Source organism: Gordonia hydrophobica NBRC 16057, assembly GCF_001592365.1.
GTDB classification, from domain to species: Bacteria; Actinomycetota; Actinomycetes; order Mycobacteriales; family Mycobacteriaceae; genus Gordonia; species Gordonia hydrophobica.
The window spans coordinates 1-25,781 of sequence record NZ_BCWU01000003.1 but is presented as its reverse complement, the minus strand read 5'-3'; the positions used below and the strand labels follow the sequence as shown (position 1 = coordinate 25,781).

Sequence of the window (25,781 nt, the reverse complement as noted above, 5' to 3'; positions counted from 1 at the left end):
ATGACTACTGAGACTGACAACGCAGTACAGAGCGCACGGGCGACCGCGAAGTTTGTTCGCGTCACCCCGATGAAGGCACGCCGCGTCCTCGACCTGGTCCGCGGCAAGAACGTGGACGAGGCCCTGGACATCCTGCGGTTCGCCCCGCAGGCCGCCAGCGAGCCGGTCTACAAGGTGCTTGCCAGCGCCGTCGCCAACGCCGAGAACAACGTGGGCCTGGATCGCCGGACCCTCGTCGTCTCGGAGGCTTTCGCTAACGAGGGCCCGACCCTGAAGCGGTTCCAGCCGCGTGCACAGGGTCGCGCCTTCCGCATCCGCAAGCGCACCAGCCACATCACCGTGGTCGTGGCCGGCGGAGAGAACGCGGGATCCGGGCGTCGCCAGCAGCAGAAGAAGAAGGGAGCCTAACAGTGGGCCAGAAGATCAACCCGCACGGCTTCCGTCTGGGCATCACCACCGACTGGAGCTCGCGGTGGTACGCCGACAAGCAGTACGCGGATTACGTCAAGGAAGACGTCGCGATCCGCAAGCTGCTGAGCACCGGCCTCGAGCGCGCAGGCATCTCGAAGGTTGAGATCGAGCGCACCCGCGACCGTGTCCGCGTCGACATCCACACCGCTCGCCCGGGCATCGTCATCGGTCGCCGCGGCGCCGAGGCCGATCGCATCCGCGGCGACCTGGAGAAGCTGACCGGCAAGCAGGTGCAGCTGAACATCCTCGAGGTGAAGAACCCCGAGGCCGACGCACAGCTCGTCGCACAGGGTGTGGCCGAGCAGCTGAGCAACCGCGTCGCCTTCCGTCGCGCCATGCGCAAGGCCATCCAGTCGGCTATGCGTCAGCCGGGCGTCAAGGGCATCCGCGTCCAGTGCTCGGGTCGTCTCGGCGGCGCTGAGATGAGCCGCAAGGAGTTCTACCGCGAGGGTCGCGTGCCGCTGCACACGCTGCGCGCCGACATCGACTACGGGCTCTACGAGGCACGCACCACCTTCGGCCGCATCGGCGTGAAGGTGTGGATCTACAAGGGTGACATCGTCGGCGGACGTCGCGAGCTGGCAGCAGCCGCACCGTCCGAGGACCGTCGTGGCCCGCGTCGTCCGAGCCGTCCGCGCCGTGACTCGCGCGGTGGTCAGGGCGGTCGCAACGACGCTGCGCAGGCTCCTGCCGCCGACGCCACCGCGCCGGCCGCAGCGCCTGCAGAGAACCAGGAGGGCTGAGGCCATGTTGATCCCTCGCAGGGTCAAGCACCGCAAGCAGCACCACCCCAGCCTCAAGGGCCGGGCCAAGGGCGGAACCAAGGTCACCTTCGGTGACTACGGCATCCAGGCTCTGGAAGGTGCTTACATCACCAACCGACAGATCGAGTCGGCTCGTATCGCGATCAACCGCCACATCAAGCGTGGTGGCAAGGTCTGGATCAACATCTTCCCGGACCGCCCGATCACGAAGAAGCCCGCCGAGACCCGCATGGGTTCCGGTAAGGGTTCGCCCGAGTGGTGGGTGGCCCCGGTGAAGCCGGGCCGCGTGCTGTTCGAGATGAGCTACCCCAGTGAGGAGACTGCTCGCGAGGCACTGCGTCGCGCACAGCACAAGCTCCCCATGAAGACCCGTATCGTGACCCGAGAGGAGCAGTTCTGATGGCACTCGGAGTTGCTGCTTCTGAGCTCCGTGAGCTCAGCGACGCCGATCTGGTCGCTCGCTTGAAGGAGTCGAAGGAAGAGCTGTTCAACCTTCGTTTCCAGATGGCTACCGGCCAGCTCGACAACAACCGCCGGCTGCGCACCGTCCGCCGGGAGATCGCCCGCGTGTACACCGTGATGCGCGAGCGTGAGCTGGGCCTGGCGTCCGGACCGGAGGGTGAAGACGCATGAGTGAGGACCAGAAGGTGACTGAAGTACGCGCCAGCCGCAAAGAGCGGATCGGCTACGTCGTCAGCGACAAGATGACCAAGACCATCACGGTCGAGCTGGAAGATCGTACGCAGCACCCGCTGTACGGCAAGATCATCCGCACGACCAGCAAGGTCAAGGCGCACGATGAGGAGCAGGTGGCCGGCGTCGGCGACCGCGTCCGCATCATGGAGACCCGACCGCTGTCGGCGACCAAGCGCTGGCGTCTGGTCGAGGTGCTCGAGAAGGCCAAGTAGGGCCTGATCGGCGCTTCAGAGCGACGTATCTAGACTGGCGAACCGCCCGTCCCGAGGAGACTCGGGACGGGCGGTTCGTTTTTGGTGGGGTGTGTGATGTGTCGTCAGGGGGCTGTGCTGGTGCCGTTCTTGCCGGGTGCACCGTCGGCGCCTCCGGCTTCGCCGGGACGAGTGCTAGCGCCGCCGTTGCCGCCGGATCCGCCGGCGCCGCCGACCACGCCGTCGCCGCCGTCGCCGCCTTTTCCACCGTTGCCGCCGTTGCCGCCGTTGAACCCGCCGGTGCCACCGTTGCCGCCATCGCCACCAGCACCGCCAGTACCCAACTGTGCGTCGCCGCCGGCGCCGCCCGCGCCGCCGGGAGAGCCGAAGATCGGGCCGTCCCCGCCTCGACCGCCGCTGCCACCCTGGCCGCCCGGAGCAGAGGCCTGTCCGCCGTTCCCACCGCCCGCGGCGTTTCCGATCCCGCCGTCGCCGCCGTCGCCGCCGAGAACGGTCCCACTTCCGCCCTGGCCGCCATCGGCGTGGTTCTCGGACCGACCGCCGTCGCCGCCGTCGCCGCCGACGTAGCCATCGCCGCCCCTACCGCCGTTTGCGGACGCACTTCCGGTGCCTCCGTTTCCTCCGCGGCCTCCATCACCGGCGATGCCTGACTGACCTGCCAGACCGCCGGTTCCGAAGAGACCGCCCCGACCGGCCGATCCTCCTGAGCCTGCTTCCCCGCCGGTACCTCCGTTTCCTCCGTTGGCGCTGGAGCTGACTCCGCCGGTACTTCCTGTGCCTCCATCGCCGCCATTTCCGCCGGCGCCGCCGTTGCCGCCGGTTCCGAAGAGCCAACCGCCGTTGCCTCCACTGCCACCGTTGGTGCCGTTGGTACCGTCCCCACCGTTGTAGCCATCGCCGGAGGAGGCGGGTGCGCCGTCGATGCCTGCGACCCCGTCCGTCCCGTCGTAGCCATTCCCGCCGTTGCCCCAGAGAAGGCCGGCGTTCTGCCCGTTGGGCGATGCGGCAGTACCGTCGGCGCCGTCGCCGACGAGGAGGATGCCGAGGAGTGAGACGCGCAGGCCTCCGGTGCCGGGGCTGGTTCCGGGGGCGTACTGGATGGTGATGATCAGCAGATTGAGGGTGAAGCCGTCGGCGTCGGTGACGCTGACGACGGTGGATTGCAATGGTTGGTGAGATGGAGAGGTGAGTGGTGACGGAGGGGAGACGGGGCCCGTGTTGGGTGCGGTGACGAATGACAGTGCTGGTTGAGCGGTGAACGATCTCGGTAGCGAGGTCGGCGTCGGTGCGGTGGTGCTTCGCGGTTGTCCTGCCGTGTCGACGAGTGATTGACCGGTCTGCTTGCGCAGAACTCGGTCGACGCGGGCGGCCAGCTGGCGCAGGCCAGGACTTGCGCTGGGGTTCGCGGCTGCGGCAGCGAGCTGCTCGAGCGTGACATCGGTCGTCGTCGGTGACGGAAGGCCGATGTGGTGAGTTGGTGCGGGTGCATGGAAGTGCTGAGCGAGCTCGGCCAAGTTGTTGGCCGGTGTTGTGGACTGCGCTGAGCTGGTCGGTACGACGGGCGAAGCCAGTGCTCCGCCGAGGACGAGCGTTGAGGCGAGGGCGACGCTGCGCCTGCCGATGCTGACGGCTCGTCGGGCGGGGCTGTTGTGACGTGACTTGCGGTGTGAGCCGGACATGTCTGTTCCTCCGGAGGGCGGTGTCGGCCAGTCGGTCGACTCTGGCGATGCGTCGTCGTGGACGGGGCCGCGGCGGCTCCCACTTCTTCGACAGTGGTGCCCGGAGGAGCGGGTGAGTGCAACGTACTGCCGCGACTGAGCGACGCGTGGTCAAGTCGTCTCATTTAGGCCGTTCGGGGGATGCGGCAGTGATATGACCCCAGCCCGTATCATTGTCAATCATGGCCAAGACCGTTTCCTCTGTCGTCGTAGCGCTCCCCCCGGAAGCGGTGTTCGAGACGCTCACCGACCTCTCGCGGTTCGGCGAGTGGCTGGTGTTCCACGACAGTTGGCGCGGCGCGACACCGTCGCGGGAATCGCTGCGGGAGGGAGTGTCGGTGTCGTCCGTTCTCGAAGTGAAGGGTGCTACGGCGCCCTTTGACTGGACTGTGGACGCCTACACGCCCCCGAGTGAGTTTCGTTTCTCCGGGAAGGAGAAGGGCGTCAAGGTGCGAATCGTGTTGGCTGTGAGGCCTGCGGGGAGCGGATCCGAGGTCTCGTTCCAGTTGGAACTCGGTGGCCTGCCGATGGCCGGCCCGGTCGGCAAAGCAGTGGTGAAGTCGCTGTCGGACGACGTGAAGACGTCGGTGGCGCAGTTCGGTGCGCTGGTCGGGGCGTGAGTCGGACGGCGTTTGTCGGTGACGCTGCAGCTGTCAGGTTGTGACGAGGCTGTGACCGCGTTTCGAATATTCGTGCATCTCGAACGGTGAAGGATGTTCGCTAGTGGACATCGTGACCGCGTGACGGGTGGGATCGCCCGCACGGCGCGGGCTAACGCAGCCGCTGATAGCGACGATAGATTCGATAGAGTTAACCACTCGGGGGCGGTTAACCGTGAGGAAGGGATGTATGGAAGACGGTACTGACGGTCACCAGACGAGTGGCCGGGACCGTGCCTCGTACGTTCCGGACCCACTCCAGGACACCATGCCTTGGACGCCAGAAGACGATCCCATTCTCAAGGAACTGCGGGCGTGGCGCCACGAACTCGGTACCGATGGCCAGGCCGGCGACCCGGCCGCAGAGACTGTCCGCCCGGTCTCTCCGGTTGGCGCTCCGGCGGCACGTGGGGGAGCGCAAGCCCCGACGTCGGATGTGAGTAAGCCTGAGGTGGCTCCGCAGCCCGCGATCAGTTCCGAGCGACGACATGCGGCGAAGCCGACCAGGGAGCCTGTCCGTCCTCGCCGGGTTGCGGACGAGATGCCTTGGCTGCCGTTCAGCCGCCTGAGTAGTTCCGTGGCGACGCCGCAGCCGACGATTGACGTTCGTTCGTCACAACCCGCCGAGCGGTCGGTTCCCCGCCACGCGATGTGGGACGTGATGTCGTCGGGCCCCGCAGAACCGGAGCCGATCCGGACTGCTGCTGAGCGCGAACTCGCCGATGCGAGCACCGTGGCCTTCCCGACGATCGTCGCGGACCACCTCGCTGACGACGCGCCGGTTGAGATCGCGATCGAAGCATCCAAGCTGCACAAGCGGTTCGGTGAGTTCGTCGCCGTTCACGACGTGAGCTTCTCCGTCCCGAAGGGCAAGATCGTTGCGCTCCTCGGTCCGAACGGCGCAGGTAAGACCACGACCGTCAATATGCTCTGTACCCTGCTCAAGCCGGACGGAGGTTCAGCGACAGTGGCGGGTTGCGATGTAGCTGATGACGCTCCCGGGGTTCGCCGTGCGATCATGCTGACCGGTCAGTTCGCTGCATTGGACGAGGCGCTGACTGGGCGGGAGAACCTCATTCTCTTCGGACGGCTGTTGGGGATGACGAAGAAGTCTGCAGGAGTTCGCGCCGATGAACTCCTCGCGGAGTTCGGCCTCACGGAGGCGGCGGGCCGCCGTGTGGGCCAGTACTCGGGTGGTATGCGCCGACGCATTGACATCGCCTGCGGTCTGGTCACCAAGCCCGAGGTCGTGTTCCTGGACGAGCCGACGACCGGTCTGGACCCGCGTAGCCGCCAGGACGTGTGGACGGTGGTGGAGCAGCTTCGTGACTCCGGTGTCACGATTCTGCTGACGACCCAGTACCTCGAGGAAGCCGACGTCCTGTCAGACAACATCGTCGTGATCGACAAGGGACGCGTCATCGCCGAAGGCACCTCGAACGAACTCAAAGCGGAGACTGGCGCCGCCTACTGCGAGATCACTCCTTCCCATCCTGCATACCTCCCCCGTTTGCGTGCGCGACTTCGAGACATGATCGGCGACGCCGAGAACTCCGAGCCGGATGCCCTCACCGTGTCGGTCCCTGCTCCAGACGGCCCGACAACCCTCGCCGAGGTGATTCGTCGAACTGAGGCAGCCAAGATCCCGCTCGCCGACATCGCGTTACGCCGTCCATCGCTGGATGAGGTGTTCCTTGCGTTGACCGGTGATGGGTCCGGCTCCGAGGCGGACGATCGCCCGTGACGTTGATCGACCACGGTCCGGAAGCCATCGATGACATCGCGTCGCCATGGCTCCGGACATTCCGACAATGGTGGACCCTGACTGCGCGCGGACTGTTGAAGGTTCTGCGGAATGGCGAGTTCCTCTTCGCCTTCATCTCGCCGGCTTTTCTGGCGCTCTGCTTCTTCCTTCCCTTGCGGAAGATCATGGACTCGATGCCGGGCATGGACTACGGGCAGTTCTTGATGCCGATCATCATCCTGCAGGCCGTGAGTTTCGCAGCCACTTCCGCAGCAATGAGGTCTGCATTCGATGTCAGCGGCGGAATCAACTCGCGGTTCCGTGTGTTGCCAATGTCTGGAGTCGTGCCCTTCTTTGCACGCTTGGCGACAAATGTGGCGCTGCTTGTCGTCTCGTTGATCTGCGGAGCAGTGGCAGTGTTGATCATCGGTTGGCGGCCGAACGGTGGAGCGTCCGGAACAGTTCTGCTGTTCGCGATCGCGCTGGGAATCGGGCTGTTGCTGGCGTTGATGTCGGACGGTATCGGACTGGTGGCAGGCAGCCCGCAAGCGACCAGCCAGATGCTCGGACTGCCTACGATGATCCTCGGCATGGTGTCGACGGGATTCGTGCCTGAAGAGCGATTCCCGGAGTGGATCCGAGGATTCGCGAGAAACCAGCCGATCTCGCAGTTCGTCGAGGCTATGCGCGCGGCTGATTCGCCAGGACGTGTTACCTGGGACGTCATTCAGCCGACCGTGTGGTGGTGCGTCGGCCTCGCCGCTGTCGCGGGCGTGCTCCTTGTCATCGGTGCGAGGAGAGTCCGCGTATGACGGCGACAGCGATGGCGCAGCCAGGACTGCGTGATTCCAACGAGCGTTCGCTGACCGCGTGGTTCGGTGCGACCCGGGTCCTGACGTGGCGGCAACTGCTCGTCTACGTCCGCGACGTTGTGACAGTCCTCCAGTCACTGATCATTCCCGCAATCTCACTGGTTTTGATCAAAGTCGTACTGGGCGACGCGGTCGGCAGCAGCACCGGCGAGAACAGTCTTTACGGCACAGTGCCGCTGATGATCATCGTGGGTGCGATGGGCGGTTCCATGGTGTCGGCTGTACGGCTCAACAAGGAACAGTCGACGGGGCTTCTCGCCCGACTGTACGTGCTCCCGATCAACCGCGCGGCCGACCTGACGTCCCGGGTTGCCGCAGAACTCGTGCGAATATTCGTCGTGACGATCGTCTTGCTGTCGATCGGGTATGCGATGGGCTTCAGATTTGAGCAGGGGCCGTTAGGTGCGCTCGGACTGATCGCGGTTCCAATCGTCTTCGGCGGCGCATACGCGGTATTCGTCCTCGCGCTCGCGGTCAACTCGTCGACGGGTGCACCACTGGTGCAGTATCTCGGATTGCTGATGAGCGTCATGATGTTCTTCAACTCAGGGTTTTCCCCGGTCGACGGGTATCCGGGGTGGTTGCAGCCGATCGTCGCGAACCAGCCGATGTCGCCGGCGATCGAGGTGATGCGGTCCTTCGCCCTTGGCGGGCCCATGGCGACGAACTTGATCAAGGTGGCGATTTGGACGCTGTTGTTCGCCGGTGTCAGCGTCTATCCGGCGTTGCGGGGATATCGTCGGGCTGCGACCAATCGGTGATGATGGGTACGCGATCGATGGCAGTGCAGACGCGCACAGGTGAAGGGTGATTGAACGTGACTGGAACGGGGTCGCTAGTGAACGGAGAGTTCCTACCGCTGACCGCCGCACAGCGGGGGATGTGGTTCGCGGAGAGCATGTCTCCGAACTATTCGGTCAACGTCGCGCACTATCTCGACATCGTAGACAGCGAACGACCTCTTGATACCGACCTCCTGACTCGTATCCACGACCAGGGGGCGCGTGAGTTGGAAGCGGCCTTCACGCGGTTCATCGATGTGGACGGCGTGCCGATGCAGACTGTCGACTACGCGCTGCCCTTCCACTTGGAGTCTGTTGACCTCCGAGCCGAACGAGATCCGCTTGCTGCCGCGCACGCATTCATGAACGACGATTACCGGCGCAAAGTGGACTTACTGGAACCGGGGAGTCTGGCGCGCGCGGTGTTGATCCGTATCGCCGATGATCGCCATCTCTGGTACATGCGAGGGCACCACGCGATCATGGACGGGTACTCAGCACTGAACGCCTTGCTGCGAGGCGTCGACGAGTACAACGCCGATGTCAACGGAGAACCGTTCGTCGAGAAGCCGCGAGCCTCGCTCACTGAATTGGTTCGCGACGATTCCACATATGCCACCAGTAGCCGCCGCGAACGTGACCGCGAGTACTGGGCAGCCCATGTCGCCGATCTCCCCGAGCGTGTTTCACTTGCTCAGCATGCGGCCACTGCGCCGTTGTCGCCGATCAACATCATGGCCGGACGCGCGCTCGATGATGCCTTGCAAGACCGCCTGTCCGCGCTTGCCGCAGAGTTGAACGTCTCGCTCGCGGTGCTGTTGACAGCGGGTTTCTCCGCGTACCTGTCACGCATGACGGGAACCGATGAGGTGGTGCTCAGCGTGCCCGTGACCGGACGCGCCACCGCCAAGATCAAGCGCGCCAGTGGCATGGTGTCGAACATGCTCCCGGTACGGGCGACCGGTGCCGCTGAGTTGACGCTGCGTGAGCTCACGGCGCAGACGCAGATCGAGATGACGGGTGTGCTGCGGCATCAGCGATACCGATTCGAGGACATCCGGATCGACGCAGGACTTCGAGATGCGAACACCGCGTCGTTCGGCCCTGTCGTGAACATGGTCTTCTTCGACCGCCCGATAGAGATCGTCGGCGCCGACGTCGAATACCAGATTCTGGCTTCCGGAATCCTCGAAGACCTGCGCGTCAACTTCTACCAGTCCAGTCCGACCGCACCGATCGTCGTCGACCTGCATGGCAACGAGCATCTCTACTCGCGCCAAGAGATCGAAACCCACCTCGACCGTTTCCTCACCTTCGTCCAGCGGGTGATCGCTCAACCCGACACGAGATTGAGCGACGTCGACTTGCTGACAGCGCTCGACCGAACCACCATTGCAGAACACGAGCGTGGCCCCGCATGTTCGTACGACGGTGCGGACGGCAATCTGCTCGACGCTTTCGAGGCCCGCGTCGCCGCGACACCTAACGCGATTGCCCTCATCGAGGGCGATGTCGAAGTCACCTACCGCCAGTTCGACCAACGCCGCCGAGCGTTGGCCACTCGTGTCACGGCGGCGGGCGTGAATCCTGGGGATCGCGTGATCGTGTCGCTCCCACGTGGCGTGGATCAACTGGTGGCGGTGTACGCGACGATCACGGCGGGCGCAGCCTATGTTCCGGTCAATCCGACGGACCCGCAAGATCGCCGCGACCAGGTGACGAGCACCGCGCAGGCGACGTGTGTGATCGACGAAGCGTTCATTGCGGCAGCCGCCGGCGCGCCCGTCGGAATCTTCGGGACGGCCGACGTGCCCGCGGACTCGATTGCGTACGTGATCTTCACGTCCGGGTCCACGGGAACGCCGAAGGGAGTCGCAGTCTCGCACCGCGCCATTCTCAACCGCCTGGCGTGGATGCAGGAGCACTATCCGCTCACCGAGGACGACAGAGTCCTCTACAAGACGCCGATCACGTTCGACGTGTCGGTCTGGGAACTCTTCTGGCCTCTGGCGATCGGGGCGACCACGGTGATAGCGCGTGTGGATGGACACCGCGATCCTCACTACCTGCACCGAGAAATGCGTGACAGCGGCGTGACAGTGGCACACTTCGTGCCGTCGATGCTGGACGTCTTCATTGAGTCGCGGGTCTCACGACCGGCAGGTGAGAACCTGTTCGCTGAGTCGCTGGACCGGATATTCACCTCGGGTGAGGCTCTCGGAGGCCCGCTGGCGGCGAGTGCGCTGGTCGACGGAACGGTGGATCTGGTCAACCTCTACGGTCCGACAGAGGCCGCGGTAGACATCACCGAGTATCGAGTGACACACGGCGAAACGGCTCCCACCATCGGTAAGCCGGTCCCCAACAGTCAGGTCTATGTCCTCGACGACCGTCTGCACCCTCAGCCGACCGGAGCGCCCGGTGAGCTGTACCTGGCGGGCGTTCAGTTGGCACAGTGCTACGTCAGCCGCTCCGAACTCACGGCGGGCAGCTTCGTCGCCGATCCGTTCGGATCCAACGGATCTCGCATGTATCGCACGGGCGACCTCGTTCGCTGGACCGTCGATGGAGAACTCGACTACCTCGGACGAACCGACTTTCAAGTCAAGATCCGCGGTCAACGGGTAGAACTCGGCGAAGTGGAGAACGTCCTCGCGGCGCACCCGGCCATTGACATCGCAGTCGCGATGGTCCGTGAAGACATTGCCGAGACCCCGACCCTCGTCGGCTACGTCCGCGCCGGTGCCGGAGAAGTCTCTGAGCCGGAGCTTCTCGCGTGGTGCCGTCGGCGCCTGCCCTCGCACATGGTGCCGACCACGATCGTCATGATGGACGAGCTGCCGTTGAACGCCTCCGGCAAGCTCGATCGCAAACAGCTTCCCATTCCTGCACTGAAGTCTGCTGAGTATGTGGCGCCCGAGTCGGAACTCGAGGGAGCACTTGCCGGTTTGGTCGCTGAACTGGTTGGCGCCGAGAGGGTCGGCATGCGCGACAACCTGTTCGCGATCGGCGGCGACTCACTGGTGGCGGCCCGCCTCGTGACCCGCGCGCGTGACGGACTCGGACTCGACGTGCAGCTGACAGACGTCTTCGAATCGGCGGATTTGGCTGAGCTCGCAGCCGCGATCTCCTCCGGATCCAATCGCGCCACGGTGCCCGCCATCGTGCACGTCGAACTCCGACCGGAGCAGATTCCGGCGTCGCTCGCGCAGTCGCGGTTGTGGACTGTCAATCAGATGGACACGGCAGCGGGAACCTACAACATGCCGGGTGCTGTCCGACTGCCGGTGGACATCGATCTCGATGCGTTGCGACTCGCCCTGACCGATGTGATCGAACGCCATGAGACGCTGCGAACCACCTATGCACAGGTCGACGACCGTGTGATCCAAGTGATTCGCACAACTGACGACGCGCTCGGCGGGATCGATCTCAACGAACGCCGCGACGCTGACGTCACGACTGCGGTGACACGCTTCGCATCACTCGGGTTCGACCTTGGCAGTGAGACTCCGCTGCGCACCCGACTCGTCCGTGCGGGCGACGAATTGGTCCTAGTCCTTGTGGTTCATCACATCGCGGCGGACGGCTTCTCGCTGATCCCGTTGATCGCCGATTTGATGGCGGCCTATCGCGCTCGGAGCGCCGGTGGATCTCCCACCTTCACTCCACTGGAGTTGGACTACGCCGACTTCGCCATGTGGCAGAGTCGTGTCCTCGATGGTTCCGACGCGCTTATCGACGGACTGTCCTTCTGGCGGCGAGAGCTCGACGGGCTCCCAGAGTTGATTGCGTTGCCCACAAGCCGGCCACGCCCCCACGTCGCCTCCGGTCGAGGAGGCTATGTCGACGTCGTCGCCGATGCTGCTCTCGTGCACCGTGTGGCCGAGCGTGCCAAAGACGTCGGCGTCACACCCTTCTCGGTGATCCACAGTGCCTTCGCAGTGGTGCTCGCCCAGCTCTCGGGGACGTCCGACATCGCCATCGGCACAGCTGTCGGCGGTCGAGATGACGATCGACTCAGCCCTCTGGTCGGCATGTTCGTCGACACGGTTGTTCTGCGTAGCGACGTGCGTCCGGAGACGACCGTCGGCGACTTCTTGACCGCTTCACACCGGACGCGTGCACGGGCGATGGCGCACGCCGTGGTTCCGTTCGAGCGTGTGGTCGCCGAACTTGCACCGACGCGTTCGGCAGCGCACACTCCGCTGTTCCAAGTCAGCCTCACGATGCTCTCCGATACCACCAGCGCACTGCGTTCCGGTGCCGAGAGCTTCGAACTCGTCGATGCGCGGGTACCTGCCGCGAAGTACGATCTCGCGGTCAGCGTGGTCGATACCGATGACACGTACGAAATCGAATTCTCGTACGCGACGGACCTGTTCGACCGGACGTTCGTACAGGCCGTCGCCGGTTACCTGCTACGCGTCGTCGATCAGATCGCTTCGGGCCGGCTCGACGCTCCGATCGGTCGCATCGATGTACTCGGGGAAAACGAACTCGCTGCACTCGCAGAGCCGAGGCCCACCGCTGCGGAGCCCATGCCGCTCGGCGAGCTCTGGGACAGTCACGGGCAGGCGGCGCCCGGGCCGATCGTGCACCCAGACGGAGAATGGACGCGAGCGGAGTTCGATGCGACGTCGAACGCGATCGCCCGCACCTTGATTGCTCGGGGTATCGGTGCAGGCGACCTGGTCGCCATCGGTATCGGCCGATCCGGGTACGCGGCTCTCGCGATGGTGGCGATCGCTAAAGCAGGCGCGGCGTTCGTCAGCATTGACCCCGCACTTCCGGACGAGCGTCGCGACGACATCCTCGCCGACAGCGGTGCCGCTCTCGGACTGACGGTGGCGAGTCTCCGGGACGCGGCCCCGGGAACAGTGGATTGGTTGACGGTCGATCATTCTTCTGACGCCGGCATCGATACGACTCCGATCCGGAAGGACGAGCTCGTTCGTTCCGTCGCGATCGACGACCTCGCCTACCTGATCTACACCTCGGGCTCGACCGGTAAACCGAAGGCTGCCGCAGTCAGCCATCGCGGACTGGCGAACATGACCGTGAACCAGCGGACGATTCTTGGTCTGGATCAGAGCAGCCGAGTGTTGCAGGTGGCGGCGCTGAGCTTCGACGCATCTGTCTTCGAGATCACGATGGCACTGTGCAGTGGCAGCGCGTTGGTGATCAGCCCGGCCGACGTCTTTGCCGGAGACGATCTTGCCGATCTGATCGCCGCGCACCTCGTCACCCATGTCGTCATGACCCCGTCGGCGATGATCAGCTTGGAGCCGGAGAGCTTGCCGACTCTGCAGACGCTCGCCAGCGTCGGCGAAGCATGCCCGCCCGAACTGATGCGGCGTTGGGCCTCGGCGGGCCGGAGATTCTTCAACCTCTACGGCCCAACCGAATCGACGATCTGGGCGACCTCTGCCGGGCCATTGAGCGCCGACGACGAGGTTACGATCGGCACCGCTGCACCGGGAGTCCACGCGTACGTTCTGGGTGATTCTCTGCGCCCGACTCCGGCCGACGTCCCCGGTGAGCTGTACCTGGCCGGCGACCAGATAGCGCTCGGCTACCTCGGCCGCCCAGATCTGACCACCTCCCGGTTCGTCGCTGACCCATTCGCCTCCGGTGCCCGGATGTACCGCACGGGTGACCGTGTGACGCGCGGCCCCGATGGTGTCTTGACGTACCTGGGCCGCACTGATTTTCAGCTCAAGATTCGTGGCATGCGGATCGAGCCGGGCGAGATCGATGCGGCCCTGGCAACGCATCCCGGGGTGGCGGCGGCCCTCACCGTCGGTGTGCCAGGGCCGGCGGGCGACCCTGTCCTGATCTCGTACGTGACGCCGAGCAACGGGAGGCTTCCGAACGGCGACGACGTGCGCGTTCACGTCGCGGGGCTGTTGCCTGGGCACATGGTGCCGCACACCGTGTTGCCGGTGGCAGCTTTTGTCGTCAACAACGTCGGTAAGGTAGACCGCTCTGCGTTGCCCGAGGTGGACCTGACGTCTGACATCGCCTATGAAGAGCCAGAACCTGGCATCGAAGCGTCGATCGCCGAACTCTTCGCCTCGATCCTTGGGGTGGAACGTGTTGGACGATACGACAACTTCTTCGACCTCGGCGGTAACTCGCTGTCGGCGACGGCGTTGACAGGCAAACTCAGCAAGTTGACCGGCCGTCATACCGGTGTGCGGGATCTGTTCGTGGCGCCGACTGTCGCGGAGCTCGCGCAGGCGGTCCGCGCCGCGGAGGATGAGGCGCCGTCCGCGCCACTCCGTCCGAGGACCACTACCGAGATGGTTCCCGTCTCCGGCACTCAGCGCACCATGTGGTTGCTGAACCGTGGAGACCCAGAATCAGCCGCGTACAACATCGCAATGGCGCTGGAGATGACCGGTGCACTGGATATCGACGCTCTGCGTCTCGCCTTCGCAGACGTCGTGGGTCGCCACGAGGCATTGCGCACCATCTACCCGATGGTCGGTGACGAGATCCTGCAGAACATCATCGACCCGGTAGCGGCCGGCAAGCGACTGGAACTGATCCGTTCCGACGCGACCGGGTCGCTCGCCGAGTCCGTCGCGGCTGTCACCGCACGCGGATTCGACGTGCAGACCGACCTTCCGATCCGCGCGGCCGTCCTGAGGACTGGTGATCATTCGCACGTCTTGGTGCTGGTGATCCATCACATCAGCGGCGACGGCAGCTCAATGGCACCCCTGGCAATCGACATGATGACCGCCTACGCAGCCCGCGCGGCGGGAACTGCTCCGGATTGGGCCCCGCTGCCGCTTCAGTACGCGGACTTCGCGCTATGGCGCGCTGAGCAACTCGCCGCTGTCGGTGGCAACGGTCGCACCCGGGCCGAACAACAATTGGACTTCTGGGCCGAACGACTGGCCGGCGCACCGCCGGTTCTGGAACTGCCCGCAGATAAGACACGCCCGAAGAGCCCGAGCTTCGTCGGCGACGCCGTCGACTTCAAGATCGACGCTGGTGTGATGTCGGATTTGGAGACTGCTGCGATCGCTTCCGGCGCGTCGCCGTTCATGATCACGCGCGCTGCCTTCGCGGTCTTGCTCGCCAAGCTGTCCGGCCAACGCGACATCGTGATCGGCACGCCCTACGCAGGCCGAGATGTCGGTGAACTGGACGGGGTCGTCGGAATGTTCGTCAATACTCTCGCGATGCGGACACGGACAGAACCGGGAGAGTCGTTCCGGATGGTGCTCGATCGCGTACGTCGAGACGATCTCGAAGCGATGGCGAACGCCGACGTGGCTTTCGACGACATCGTCGCCAGGGTCGCGGGCTCCACTCCTCGCTCGCACAACGCGGTGTTCCAGGCCATGTTCGTGTTCCAGAACCTGACCTTCCCGCATGTTTCGCTGCCCGGTCTGGTGATCGAGGCGGAGGAGGAGCAACTCACCTCGGCGAAGGTGGATGTGCAACTCACGCTGTTCCCGAGTGATCCCAAGGCGCCGTCGACCGACGGGGCTGTGCGCGGACAACTCATCTATGCGACGGACCTGTTCGAGCGGGAGACAGCCGAGGCGATGGTGCGCCGATACCTCCGCGTGCTGGAGACGATCGCCGCCGACCCCGACGTGATCATCGGCGACATCGTGGTCGACGAGGCTTCGGTCGACGCCGTCGGCGATGAGGCCACCGCCCCCCGTAATCTCGGCGACTTGGTGGCAGAGGCTACTGACACAGATGCCATCGCGACGGCGATTGAGCGCGACGGGACCGTCCTCACCTTCGCTGATTTGACGTCGACGATGGATGTCTTGGCGACGGCGATGCCGGACAGTGACCGTGATTCGCTGCTCACCATGACGGTGATGAGCATGGTGCCCGGACTGGCGGAAGCCGGTTCTGAGGCACTGGAGGAAGTACTGCACGCGTTACGTACTAACGCGGAGGCCGCCTCTGGCGGCAGTGTGACTGAGGAGACTGTGAAGCAATGAGTGATCGTCAGGCGAAGTCGACCCTGCTGACGCAGAACTGGGGCCGAACACCTGCGACGCTGGACCTGCTGGAGGTCGCCGCGACACTGGCGCCCGACGTGACCGCACTGGAGGGCGCCTCGGGCCCCGTCACCTATGCCGCCCTCTACACGCGACTGTCGGCGACGGCGGGCGTGCTCGCCGACCAGGGCCTCGACACGGATGGTGCGGTGACCGCCGGTGTGTCGGCGATCGTCAAGACACCCGAGATGACGCCCGTCGATGCCCTGCTCGCCTCCGCGAAGGCTGTCACCGCGCTGCGGTCGGCAGCTTTGGAGTTCGTCGGTACCACTGATCTGAACTCGCTTCCGGGGCTGTTCACATCCGCGGTCCACCGCTTCGGCAATCGGACGGCGGTCACCGACCCGAATGGCCGGGAACTGACGTATATCGAACTCGATGATCAGTCGACGGCGGTCGCGCGGGCTCTCGTGGACCGAGGCGTGGGTGTGGACACGAGTATCGCCCTTGCGGTGAGTCGGACGGTCAATCTGCCCGTCGCGATCCTCGGCATCCTCAAGGCTGGGGGCGCCTATATTCCGCTGGATCTGGCCCACCCGACGGAACGTCTCGGGTACATCGTCGAGAACGCGCGTCCCACAGGCCTTCTCGTGGACGATTCGGTGGGGGACCGTCTCGACGAACTCGACTTGCCCCGGTGGGACCTCGAGGCGCTGATCGCCGCCGGCCGTGAATCCTCCGCCGAACTGCCCGCGAGCATCCCCGCCTCGGCCTCCGCGTACGTGATCTACACGTCGGGCTCCACCGGTCGGCCGAAGGGCGTTCAGGTGGAGCACCGGAACGTCGTCGCGCTGATGGCGGCCGCTCAGATCCACTACGGCTTCACCGAGAACGACGTGTGGTCCATGTTCCACTCGCACGCCTTCGACGTGTCGGTGTTCGAACTGTGGGGTCCGCTCCTGTTCGGCGGTCGTCTGCTGGTCGTCGACCGCGCGGTGGCACGGGAGCCCGGACAGTTGGTCGAACTCCTCGCCGAACAGGGCGTCACGGTGTTCAGCCAGACGCCATCGGCGTTCTATCAGTACGTCGAGGCGCGCGAGCGCGTCCACGTCGACTCCACGATCCGGTACGCCGTCCTCGCCGGTGAGGCCGTCAGCTTCGAGCAGATGCGTCGCTGGTACCGAAGCTTCCCGGACGAGCAGACCGTCGTAGTCAACATGTACGGCATCACCGAGACCACGGTCCACTCCACGTTCCGTGCCCTCAGCGCAGAGTTGGTCGAGTCGACTGATGCCTCCGATGTCGGTGACGGCCTGCCCGCACTGACCGTTCACGTCCTCGACGAACGACTCCGCCACACTCCCGACGGCGTGCCCGGCGAGATCTACGTCAGCGGCACGCAGGTGACTCGCGGCTACCAGAACCGTTCGGACCTCACCGCCACCCGGTTCATCGCCGATCCCTTCGCCGCCGACGGCACCCGCATGTATCGCTCCGGCGACATGGCGATCCGTCGCGGCGACACCGTCGAGTACCTCGGCCGCAGCGACGGCCAGGTTCAGCTCCGCGGCTTCCGCGTCGAGATGGGCGAGGTGGAGGGCGGCATGCTCCGCGTCGACGAGATCTCCGGTGCCGCAGCCAAGGTCACGAAGGCCGCCAACGGCGACGACCTGCTGGTCGGCTACGTGGTGCCCGCCGACGGCGTCGTCGTCGACTCGGCGGAACTGCGGCGCGCGATCGGCGCCCACGTGCCGGGCTACATGGTCCCCGACGTCATCGTGGAACTCGACCAGCTTCCGCTCACCGTCAACGGCAAGCTCGACCGCCGCGCCCTGCCCGAACCCACGCTGGGGTCCGACGAGTTCGTCTCGCCCGAGACCGACACCGAGCAGCGCATCGCGGCACAGTTCGCCGAGGTGCTCGGCATCGACGAGATCAGCGCCACCGCATCGTTCTTCGATCTCGGCGGCAACTCACTGGCGGCGGCCCGCATCGTCGGCCGTGTTGGCGAAGCGCTCGACGTCGACCTCTCCGTGCGCGACCTCTTCGATGCCCCGAGTGTTCGGGAACTCGCGAACGCAGTAGGCGACAAGGCGCCGGCGCTGCCGCCCATCGCAGCCGTCGAATCGCGACCGGATCGCATACCCCTGTCGTTCGCACAGCAGCGGATGTGGTTCATCAACCGGTTCGACGCCGCTTCCGGAACCTATAACATCCCGGCGGTCCTCAAGCTCACGGGGACGCTCGATCCGGCCGTGCTCCGGCAGGCAGTCGTCGATGTGGTGGAACGGTACGAGGTTCTGCGCACCACCTTCCCCGATGAGGAGGGCCGTCCCTACCAGTCGATCGCACCGTCGGACTCTGTCTCAGAGCGACTCGACTGGGCCCTCGTCACCTCGGCGGACGACGTCCATGCTGCGGTCACCGACGGCTTCGATCTCTCCACGGAATGGCCTATCCGAGCCCGTCTCCTGACAGTTTCGGCTGATGAGCATGTCTTCGCACTCGTCGTGCACCACATCGGTGCCGACGGTGAATCGTTCGGACCGTTGATCGGTGACCTTCTCGTCGCCTACTCGGCACGGGCCGCAGGCGGTGCGCCGGCCTTCGAACCGTTGGCCGTCCAGTTCGCAGACTTCGCCGTGTGGCAGCACAACGTCCTCGGAGACATTGACGATGCGACGTCAGTGGTCGGCGGGCAGCTCGACTACTGGCGGAAGCAGTTGGACGACGTCCCGGACGTGCTCGAACTGCCGACCGATCGTCCCCGTCCGGCCACCGCGAGCTACCGCGGTGCGGAAACCAATTTCTCGATCCCCGCTGATGTCGCCGAGAGGATCGAAGCCCTCGCCGCGACGCATGGCGCGACGGCATTCATGGTGGTCCACGCCGCGCTCGCGACGCTGCTGTCTCGACTGTCCGCGACGGACGACATCGCGGTCTCGACGCCTGTTGCCGGACGCGGTCAGGCGGTCCTCGACCGCCAGATCGGCATGTTCGTCAACACGCTCGTCCTGCGCACCCCCGTCGACCAGGCCGCCCGCTTCGCGGACCTGCTTGATGCGGTCAAGGCCGTCGACCTCGATGCCTTCGCGAATCTCGACGTTCCCTTCGAAGCCGTCGTGGACGCCGTGGATCCGATTCGCAGCGAGGCCTTCGCGCCGCTCGCACAGGTGATGCTTTCATTCGATCCCGCGGCCTCGCTCGGCGGTGTCGACACCGTGGATGTCGCAGGCCTCCGGCTGGAGCAGATTCCCGCCACCGACGTCCCGTCGCAGGTGGATCTCACCGTCGTCGTGTCCACAGACCCGACCGGCGACTGGTCGGGTTCGGTGACCTACGCGACGGACCTGTTCGATCAGTCGACCGTCGACGACCTCACCGCCAAGCTCGTACAGCTGCTGTCGGCCCTGACCGCCGCGCCTGCGACCGTGGTCGGCGACGCACCGCTCCTGACCGAGCACGAGTCGGCGCTGGTCTCCGGATTCGAGCGCGGGGACGACCTGACGGTTTCGGCCGACACCCTGGCTTCGATGGTCGCGGCATCGGTCGCCGCCCACTCGGACCGAACCGCTTTGGTGTTCCAGGGGAGAAGTGTCTCCTTCGCCGAGTTCGGTGCGCGCGTGGCGACCCTGGGCCGCGAGCTCATCGCGGCGGGAATCGGCCCGGACGCCGCCGTCGGTGTGTGCATGGAGCGGTCGGTGGAGATGATGGTCGCAATCCACGCGATCACCGCTGCCGGTGGGCATTATGTGCCGATCGATCCGTCGGCGCCGCGGGAACGTGCCGAGTACATGGTGGCGACGGCGGGTGTCTCGCTCGTGCTGGTGCGTGCGGGCGTCGAGGCGCCCGATGCACTCGGTGGGCTTGCTGCAGGCGTTCGGCTGCTCGGCGTGGATGCTTCCGGGGAGATCGACCTTTCGACCGCAGCGATCGCCGACGCTGAGCGTGCGGGCGCATTGCGGGCGTCGAATGCCGCGTACACGCTCTTCACATCGGGGTCCACCGGGCGGCCGAAGGGCGTCACCGTCAGCCACGAGGCGATCGTCAATCGTCTCGCTTGGATGGACGCCGCATATCCGATGACTTCCGAAGACCGGGTCGTCCAGAAGACTCCGACCACCTTCGACGTCTCGGTGTGGGAGCTGTACTGGCCGCTGATCGCAGGCGTTCCGCTCGTCATCGCTGAGCCGGATCGGCACGGTGACCCCCAGTACCTGGCGGAGCTGATCGCAGCCGAGCAGGTCTCGGTTCTGCACTTCGTACCGTCGATGCTCGCCACCTTCACGGACGTCCTGGGCGCACGGACCGCCGAACTCACTTCGGTGCGAACGGTGTTCACCTCCGGTGAGGCCCTCACGCCGACTGTCGCGGATTCCCTGTTGACGCGTCTGCCGGACGTCGCACTGCACAATCTGTACGGCCCCACGGAGGCCGCAGTCGACGTGACAGCGCACCGTGTCGCCCTCGGTGAGCTCGTTGTGCCGATCGGCGCACCCGTCGCGAACACCAGCACCGTCGTCCTCGATGCGCGGTTGCGGCGGGTTCCGGTGGGTGTGCCGGGAGAGCTGTATCTCGGGGGAGTTCAGCTCGCGCGCGGATACGCCTCCCGTGCTGACCTCACGGCCGAACGTTTCGTCGCGGATCCGGTCGGGAACGGTTCTCTGCTGTACCGAACCGGTGACCTGGTGCGGTGGAACGCCGCCGGTGAGCTCGAGTACCTGGGTCGCACCGACTTCCAGGTCAAGCTCCGCGGCCAGCGATTGGAGCTGGGTGAAGTCGAGTCGGCGATCAGCGCCGCGCCCGGTGTCGTGCACGCCGCGGCGTCGGTGGTCGCGATCGGCGGTGGCGACCAACTCGTCGGCTGGTTCAGCCCGTCGAGCGTCAACGTCGACGGGCTCCGCGCGGCCGTTGCGGAAGCACTGCCCGAGTACATGCGCCCGTCCGTCTGGGTGCCTGTCGACACGATGGTTCTCACGTCGTCCGGCAAGGTGGATCGCAAGGCTCTGCCCGCTCCGGTCGTGACGCACGCCGAGTTCGTCGCGCCGGCCACCGACGCCGAACAGCGCATCGCCGAGGTCTTCGTCGGCCTGGTCGGTGCCGACCGCGTGTCGGCCACCGAATCCTTCTTCGATCTCGGCGGCAACTCGCTGTCTGCGATGCGCGCGGTGGCGCGCGTGTCGGACGCCCTCGGGGTGGAGGTCTCCATCCGAGACCTGTTCGACGCCCCGACCGTCCGCGAACTGGCGGCGGCCGTCGCTGGACGCGCCCCGGCACTGCCGCCGGTCACGTATGCGGAGGCGCGCCCGGCACTTGTTCCTCTCTCGTTTGCGCAGCAGCGCATGTGGTTCATCAACCAGATGGAACCCGAGCTCGCCACGTACAACATCCCGGCGCTGTTCCAGCTCGCCGGTGAGATCGACGTCGATGCGCTGCGGGCAGCGACGGTCGACGTCATGTCACGCCACGAGGTGTTGCGCACGACGTTCCCCGATGTGGAGGGCACGCCGTACCAGTCGGTGACAGACATCGACGCCGTACCGGACGCGCTGGACTGGCGTGTCGTCGAATCGGCGGATCAGCTCGAGGCAGACCTCCGTCGCGGTTTCGACGTGTCCCGTGACCTTCCCCTGCGCGCGCGGCTCGTGCACACCGGTGACGGCCAGGCCACCTTCGGACTGGTGGCGCACCACATCGCCTTCGACGGTCAGTCGTTCGGCCCGCTCGCCGCCGACCTGCTGATCGCATATTCGGCGCGCGTCGCCGGTTCGGTGCCCGACGTGGCTCCGCTCGATGTGCAGTTCGCGGACTACGCGATCTGGCAGCGTGAGGTGCTCGGTGCTCCCGACGACCCGTCGTCCGTGCTCGGTGAGCAGTTGGACTTCTGGACCCGGAACCTTGCGGGGATGCCGGATGTCCTCGATCTCCCGACCGATCGTCCGAGGCCGCTGGTCGCGACCCACGACGGCGCACTCCACGACTTCGTTCTTCCCGCAGAGCTGGGACGCCGAATCGACACGGTCGCGGCTCAGCATGGCGCCACCCGGTTCATGGTCCTGCACGCGGCATTCGCCGCACTGCTGGCACGTCTCACCGGAACCACCGACATCGCTGTCGGCACCCCGGTGGGCGGTCGAGGTCAGCAAGCGCTCGACGCCATGGTCGGCATGTTCGTCAACACCTTGGTCCTCCGTACCGAGATCGAGCCCGCAACGTCGTTCGCCGATCTTCTGAAGCACGTCCGCGATGCCGATCTCGATGCGTTCGCTCACGCTGACGTGCCGTTCGAATCGGTCGTCGACGCAGTCAATCCGGTTCGTTCGGAGGCCTTCTCACCGCTGGCGCAGGTGATCCTGTCCGTCGACCCGATCGCTGCTGCGACCACGTCGACAACGGTCGCCGGGATGACGGTGACGCCGATCGACATCACCGAGGCCCCGGCCCAGGTGGACCTCAACCTGACCATCTCCACGGGCGCCGACGACACCGACTGGTCGGCGATCTTCACCTACGCCACCGACTTGTTCGACCACTCGACCGTCGAGCAGTACTCGGCGCGGTTCGTGCAGGTGCTCACCGAACTCCTCTCTGACGTCGACCAGCCCGTCGGCGACGCTCCGATGGTCGACACCGCAGAGACGACGCGGTTGCTGAACAACTCCGCGGGCACCGTGGTCGCCGAGGCCGGTCAGACCATTGCCGACCTGGTCGCGGGACGTATCGCCGACTCAGCGGACCGTCCGGCACTGGTGACCGAGGACCGGACGTTCTCGTACGCCGAGTTCGGCCAGCGGGTCGCGCTACTCGCGCGCCAATTGATCGCCGTCGGTGTCGGCCCGAACGTCGCGGTCGGTGTTGCCATGCGTCGGACGCCGGGAACGGTCATCGCCATCCACGCGATCATGGCCGCCGGCGGTCAGTACGTGCCGATCGATCCCGAGACTCCGCTCGACCGCTCCGAGTACATGATCACGACGGCCGGTGTCGGCCCCGTGGTCGTGGAAGCGGGTCGCCCCGTCCCGAGCGCCGTGGCCACGCTCGGAGCCAGGTCTCCGATCATCGAGATCGACGTCGATGCGGAGATCCCCGCGGGCACGCAGCCGTTGGATGCGGGGGACCGGTCGACACCGCTGCGCCTCGACGACGCTGCGTACACCCTGTTCACCTCCGGTTCCACCGGACGGCCGAAGGGCGTCACGATCTCGCACCGTGCGGTCGCGAACTTCGTGGCCTGGTTCGACGAGTTCGTTCCCGACGGCGAGCAGCGCTTGCTGTTCAAGACGATCCACACCTTCGACGCTTCCGTCCTGGAACTGTTCTGGCCGCTCACTGCGGGCCAGACGATGGTGGTGGCCGAGGCCGAAGGCCATCGTGACCCGCAGTACCTGGCGCGCCTGATGGCGGCGACCGGAGTGACCGTCGCGCAGTTCGTGCCGTCGCTGCTCTCGGTGTTCCTCGAAGTGGTTGACGACGCCGACCTGATGCCGGGCCTGCAGGTTCTGTTCAGCGGTGGCGAAGCACTCTCGCCGGCGGTCCACCACCGGTTCGTCGAACGGGTGCCGAACGTGAAGGTGGTCAACCTCTTCGGCCCCACCGAAGCGGCGGTCTACACGATGTCGACCGTCCTCGACGACGTCGACGGCGTGGTGCCGATCGGTACGCCGATGCAGAACACCACGTCGTTAATTCTCGACTCCCGCCTGCACCCGGTGCCCGACGGTGTGGCCGGCGAGCTGTACCTGGGCGGCGTTCAGTCGGCACGCGGTTACGCGGCACGCCCCGACCTGACGGCGGAGCGATTCGTCGCCGACCCGTTCGGCCACACCGGTGCGCGCATGTACCGGACCGGCGACCTGGTCCGACGCAACGCGACCGGGCAGCTGGAGTACCTCGGACGCACCGACTTCCAGGTGAAACTGCGCGGTCAGCGGATGGAGCTCGGTGAGGTCGAGACCGCGATCGCCGACGCGCCGGGCGTGACGCACGCTGCCGCGCGCGTCGTGGCCGGACCGGCGGGTGATCAGCTGGTCGGATACGCGGCCCCGGCCACGGTCGACCTGACCACTGTGCAGGAGTCGATCGCCGCCGAGCTCGCCGAGTACATGCGTCCGACGGTGTGGGTCCTGCTTGACGAGATGCCGCTCAACGCGGCGGGCAAGGTGGACCGGCGGGCACTGCCCGATCCGGAGTTCGAGGCCGCCGAGTACGTGGCGCCCGAGTCGGATGCGGAAGCCGCCGTCGCCGAGGTCTTCGCCGGCCTCGTCGGTGCTGACAGGGTGAGCGTCACCGAGTCGTTCTTCGATCTCGGCGGGAACTCGCTCGCTGCGATGCGTCTCGCCGCTCGTGCCTCCGACGCACTCGGCGTGCAGGTGTCCGTCCGAGACATCTTCGACGGCCCGAGCGTCCGCGAACTGGTCGCCGCCGTACAGGGGCGCGCTGCGGCACTGCCGCCGGTGACGGCTGTGGTACCGCGTCCTGATCGGATTCCGTTGTCGTTCGCCCAGCAGCGCATGTGGTTCATCAACCGGTTGGAGCCGGAGTCTCCGGCGTACAACATTCCGCTGGTCATGAGCCTCCGCGGTGCCCTGGACATCGACGCCCTGCGCGCGGCCGTCGTCGACGTGGTGTCACGCCACGAAGTTCTGCGCAGCACCTACCCGAGCACCGATGGAGAGCCCTACCAGTCGATTCACAGCGTCGACGCGATCGACGAGCGGCTCGATTGGCAGCGCGTCGACTCGCACGAAGCGATCGCAGACGCGATCGGATCCGGATTCGCCGTCGACACCGACTGGCCGATCCGCGTGCGACTCTGGAGCCGCGGCCCGGCGGATCACGTCCTCGCGGTGGTGCTCCATCACATCGCCGCCGACGGCGAGTCCTTCGCTCCGCTCGTCTCTGACCTCGTCCAGGCGTACGCAGCGCGTGCCGATAACCGTGCGCCGGAGTTCGCGCCGCTTGACGTTCAGTTCGCCGACTACGCGCTGTGGCAACACGACGTCCTCGGTTCACCCGACGACCCGACCTCGGTCGTCGGATCGCAGTTGTCCCGGTGGACACAGACTCTGGAGGGCCTGCCAGACGTACTCGAACTCCCCGCCGATCGCCCGCGACCGCAGGTCGCTTCGGGCAACGGAGTCAGGTCGGAGTTCGTCGTCCCCGACGCGGTCGCCGAGCGCGTTCGCACGGTTGCCGAACAGCACGGTGTCACGCCGTTCATGGTTCTGCACGCCGGACTGTCCGTCACCCTCGCGCGCCTCACCGGGACCTCCGACATCGCCGTCGGCACCCCGGTCGCCGGGCGCGGTCGGGAAGCCCTCGATTCGTTGATCGGCATGTTCGTCAACACCCTCGTCCTGCGGTTGCAAGTCGATTCCGGAGCAACGTTCGAGGAGCTTCTCAGCCAGGCCAAGTCCGTCGACGTCGAGGCCTTCGCGAACGCCGACGTGCCCTTCGAGATCCTCGTCGACGCGCTGAACCCGGTTCGCTCCCAGTCGTTCACGCCGCTCACCCAGGTCATGCTGGTCGCGGCCCGAGACGCCGCGTCAGTGGCTAGCCCGGTCGAGATCAGCGGCATCGAGTTCGCGCCGATGCCTCCAGAGGAGTTCCCGGCGCAGCGCGACCTCACGGTCACGGTCGAACTCGGCGACGGATCTTGGAATGCAGCTGTCGTCGCGGCCGCCGACCTGTTCGACAACTCGAGTGTGGAGGCGTTCGCTGATCGTTTCGTCCGCGTTCTGGAGTCGCTGTGTGCTGATCCGTTGTTGCCTGTGGGTGATGTGGATGTGTTGTCTGCGGGTGAGCGTGCGGTGTTGGCTGGGTTGCCGGTTGCGGTGACGGAGACGGTGAATGCCGGTCGGTCGTTGACCGATTTGTTCGCCGAT

At 65.9% G+C, this 25,781-nt stretch carries 12 protein-coding genes; 11 read left to right on the top strand and 1 reads right to left on the bottom strand.

Annotation, left to right across the window (positions count from 1 at the left end; all coding sequences use genetic code 11):
- From rplV to rpsQ, 5 genes are read left to right on the top strand one after another with little or no spacing between them, the layout of a single operon-like run.
- Complete coding sequence (gene rplV / locus GH2_RS05865; RefSeq protein ID WP_066164405.1) at nt 1-408, top strand: 50S ribosomal protein L22; 408 nt, start codon at nt 1-3, stop codon at nt 406-408.
- A 2-nt stretch (nt 409-410) separates the two neighbouring features.
- A complete protein-coding gene (gene rpsC, locus GH2_RS05860) occupies nt 411-1,214 on the top strand; it encodes a 30S ribosomal protein S3 (protein ID WP_062393767.1) in 804 nt (267 codons plus the stop codon).
- A 4-nt stretch (nt 1,215-1,218) separates the two neighbouring features.
- Nucleotides 1,219-1,635: a 50S ribosomal protein L16 gene (rplP, locus tag GH2_RS05855; protein ID WP_066164402.1), complete on the top strand. Its 417-nt coding sequence runs from the start codon at nt 1,219-1,221 to the stop codon at nt 1,633-1,635.
- A complete protein-coding gene (rpmC, locus tag GH2_RS05850; RefSeq protein WP_062393766.1) occupies nt 1,635-1,868 on the top strand; it encodes a 50S ribosomal protein L29 in 234 nt (77 codons plus the stop codon). Before rplP ends, rpmC begins: the two co-directional genes overlap by 1 nt.
- Entirely contained in the window at nt 1,865-2,143 is a 279-nt protein-coding gene (rpsQ, locus tag GH2_RS05845) for a 30S ribosomal protein S17 (protein WP_066164399.1), read from the top strand. The genes rpmC and rpsQ overlap by 4 nt, the downstream gene beginning before the upstream one ends.
- 104 nt (nt 2,144-2,247) lie before the next feature.
- On the opposite strand, the gene GH2_RS22115 is transcribed toward rpsQ, so the two are convergent.
- Complete coding sequence (locus GH2_RS22115; RefSeq protein ID WP_157086023.1) at nt 2,248-3,822, bottom strand: PGRS repeat-containing protein; 1,575 nt, start codon at nt 3,820-3,822, stop codon at nt 2,248-2,250.
- Nucleotides 3,823-4,043: 221 nt separating this feature from the next.
- On the opposite strand from GH2_RS22115, the gene GH2_RS05835 reads away from it, so the two are divergent.
- The 6 genes from GH2_RS05835 to GH2_RS05810 form a co-directional block, all read left to right on the top strand.
- Complete coding sequence (locus GH2_RS05835) at nt 4,044-4,481, top strand: type II toxin-antitoxin system Rv0910 family toxin (protein WP_066164388.1); 438 nt, start codon at nt 4,044-4,046, stop codon at nt 4,479-4,481.
- Nucleotides 4,482-4,710: 229 nt separating this feature from the next.
- Complete coding sequence (locus tag GH2_RS05830; RefSeq protein WP_066164385.1) at nt 4,711-6,264, top strand: ATP-binding cassette domain-containing protein; 1,554 nt, start codon at nt 4,711-4,713, stop codon at nt 6,262-6,264.
- Nucleotides 6,261-7,076 carry an ABC transporter permease gene (locus GH2_RS05825; RefSeq protein WP_066164382.1) on the top strand — a complete coding sequence of 272 codons (816 nt, stop codon included), beginning with the start codon at nt 6,261-6,263 and terminating at the stop codon, nt 7,074-7,076. The genes GH2_RS05830 and GH2_RS05825 overlap by 4 nt, the downstream gene beginning before the upstream one ends.
- Nucleotides 7,073-7,897 (top strand): ABC transporter permease, encoded by an 825-nt coding sequence (locus GH2_RS05820; RefSeq protein WP_066164380.1) that lies wholly within the window; start codon nt 7,073-7,075, stop codon nt 7,895-7,897. Before GH2_RS05825 ends, GH2_RS05820 begins: the two co-directional genes overlap by 4 nt.
- Nucleotides 7,898-7,953: 56 nt before the next feature.
- Nucleotides 7,954-15,897 carry a non-ribosomal peptide synthetase gene (locus tag GH2_RS05815; protein WP_066165428.1) on the top strand — a complete coding sequence of 2,648 codons (7,944 nt, stop codon included), beginning with the start codon at nt 7,954-7,956 and terminating at the stop codon, nt 15,895-15,897.
- Nucleotides 15,894-25,781, top strand: a 9,888-nt coding sequence (locus GH2_RS05810) for a non-ribosomal peptide synthetase (protein WP_066164378.1), incomplete at its 3' end; no start/stop codon positions are given. The genes GH2_RS05815 and GH2_RS05810, both read left to right, overlap by 4 nt.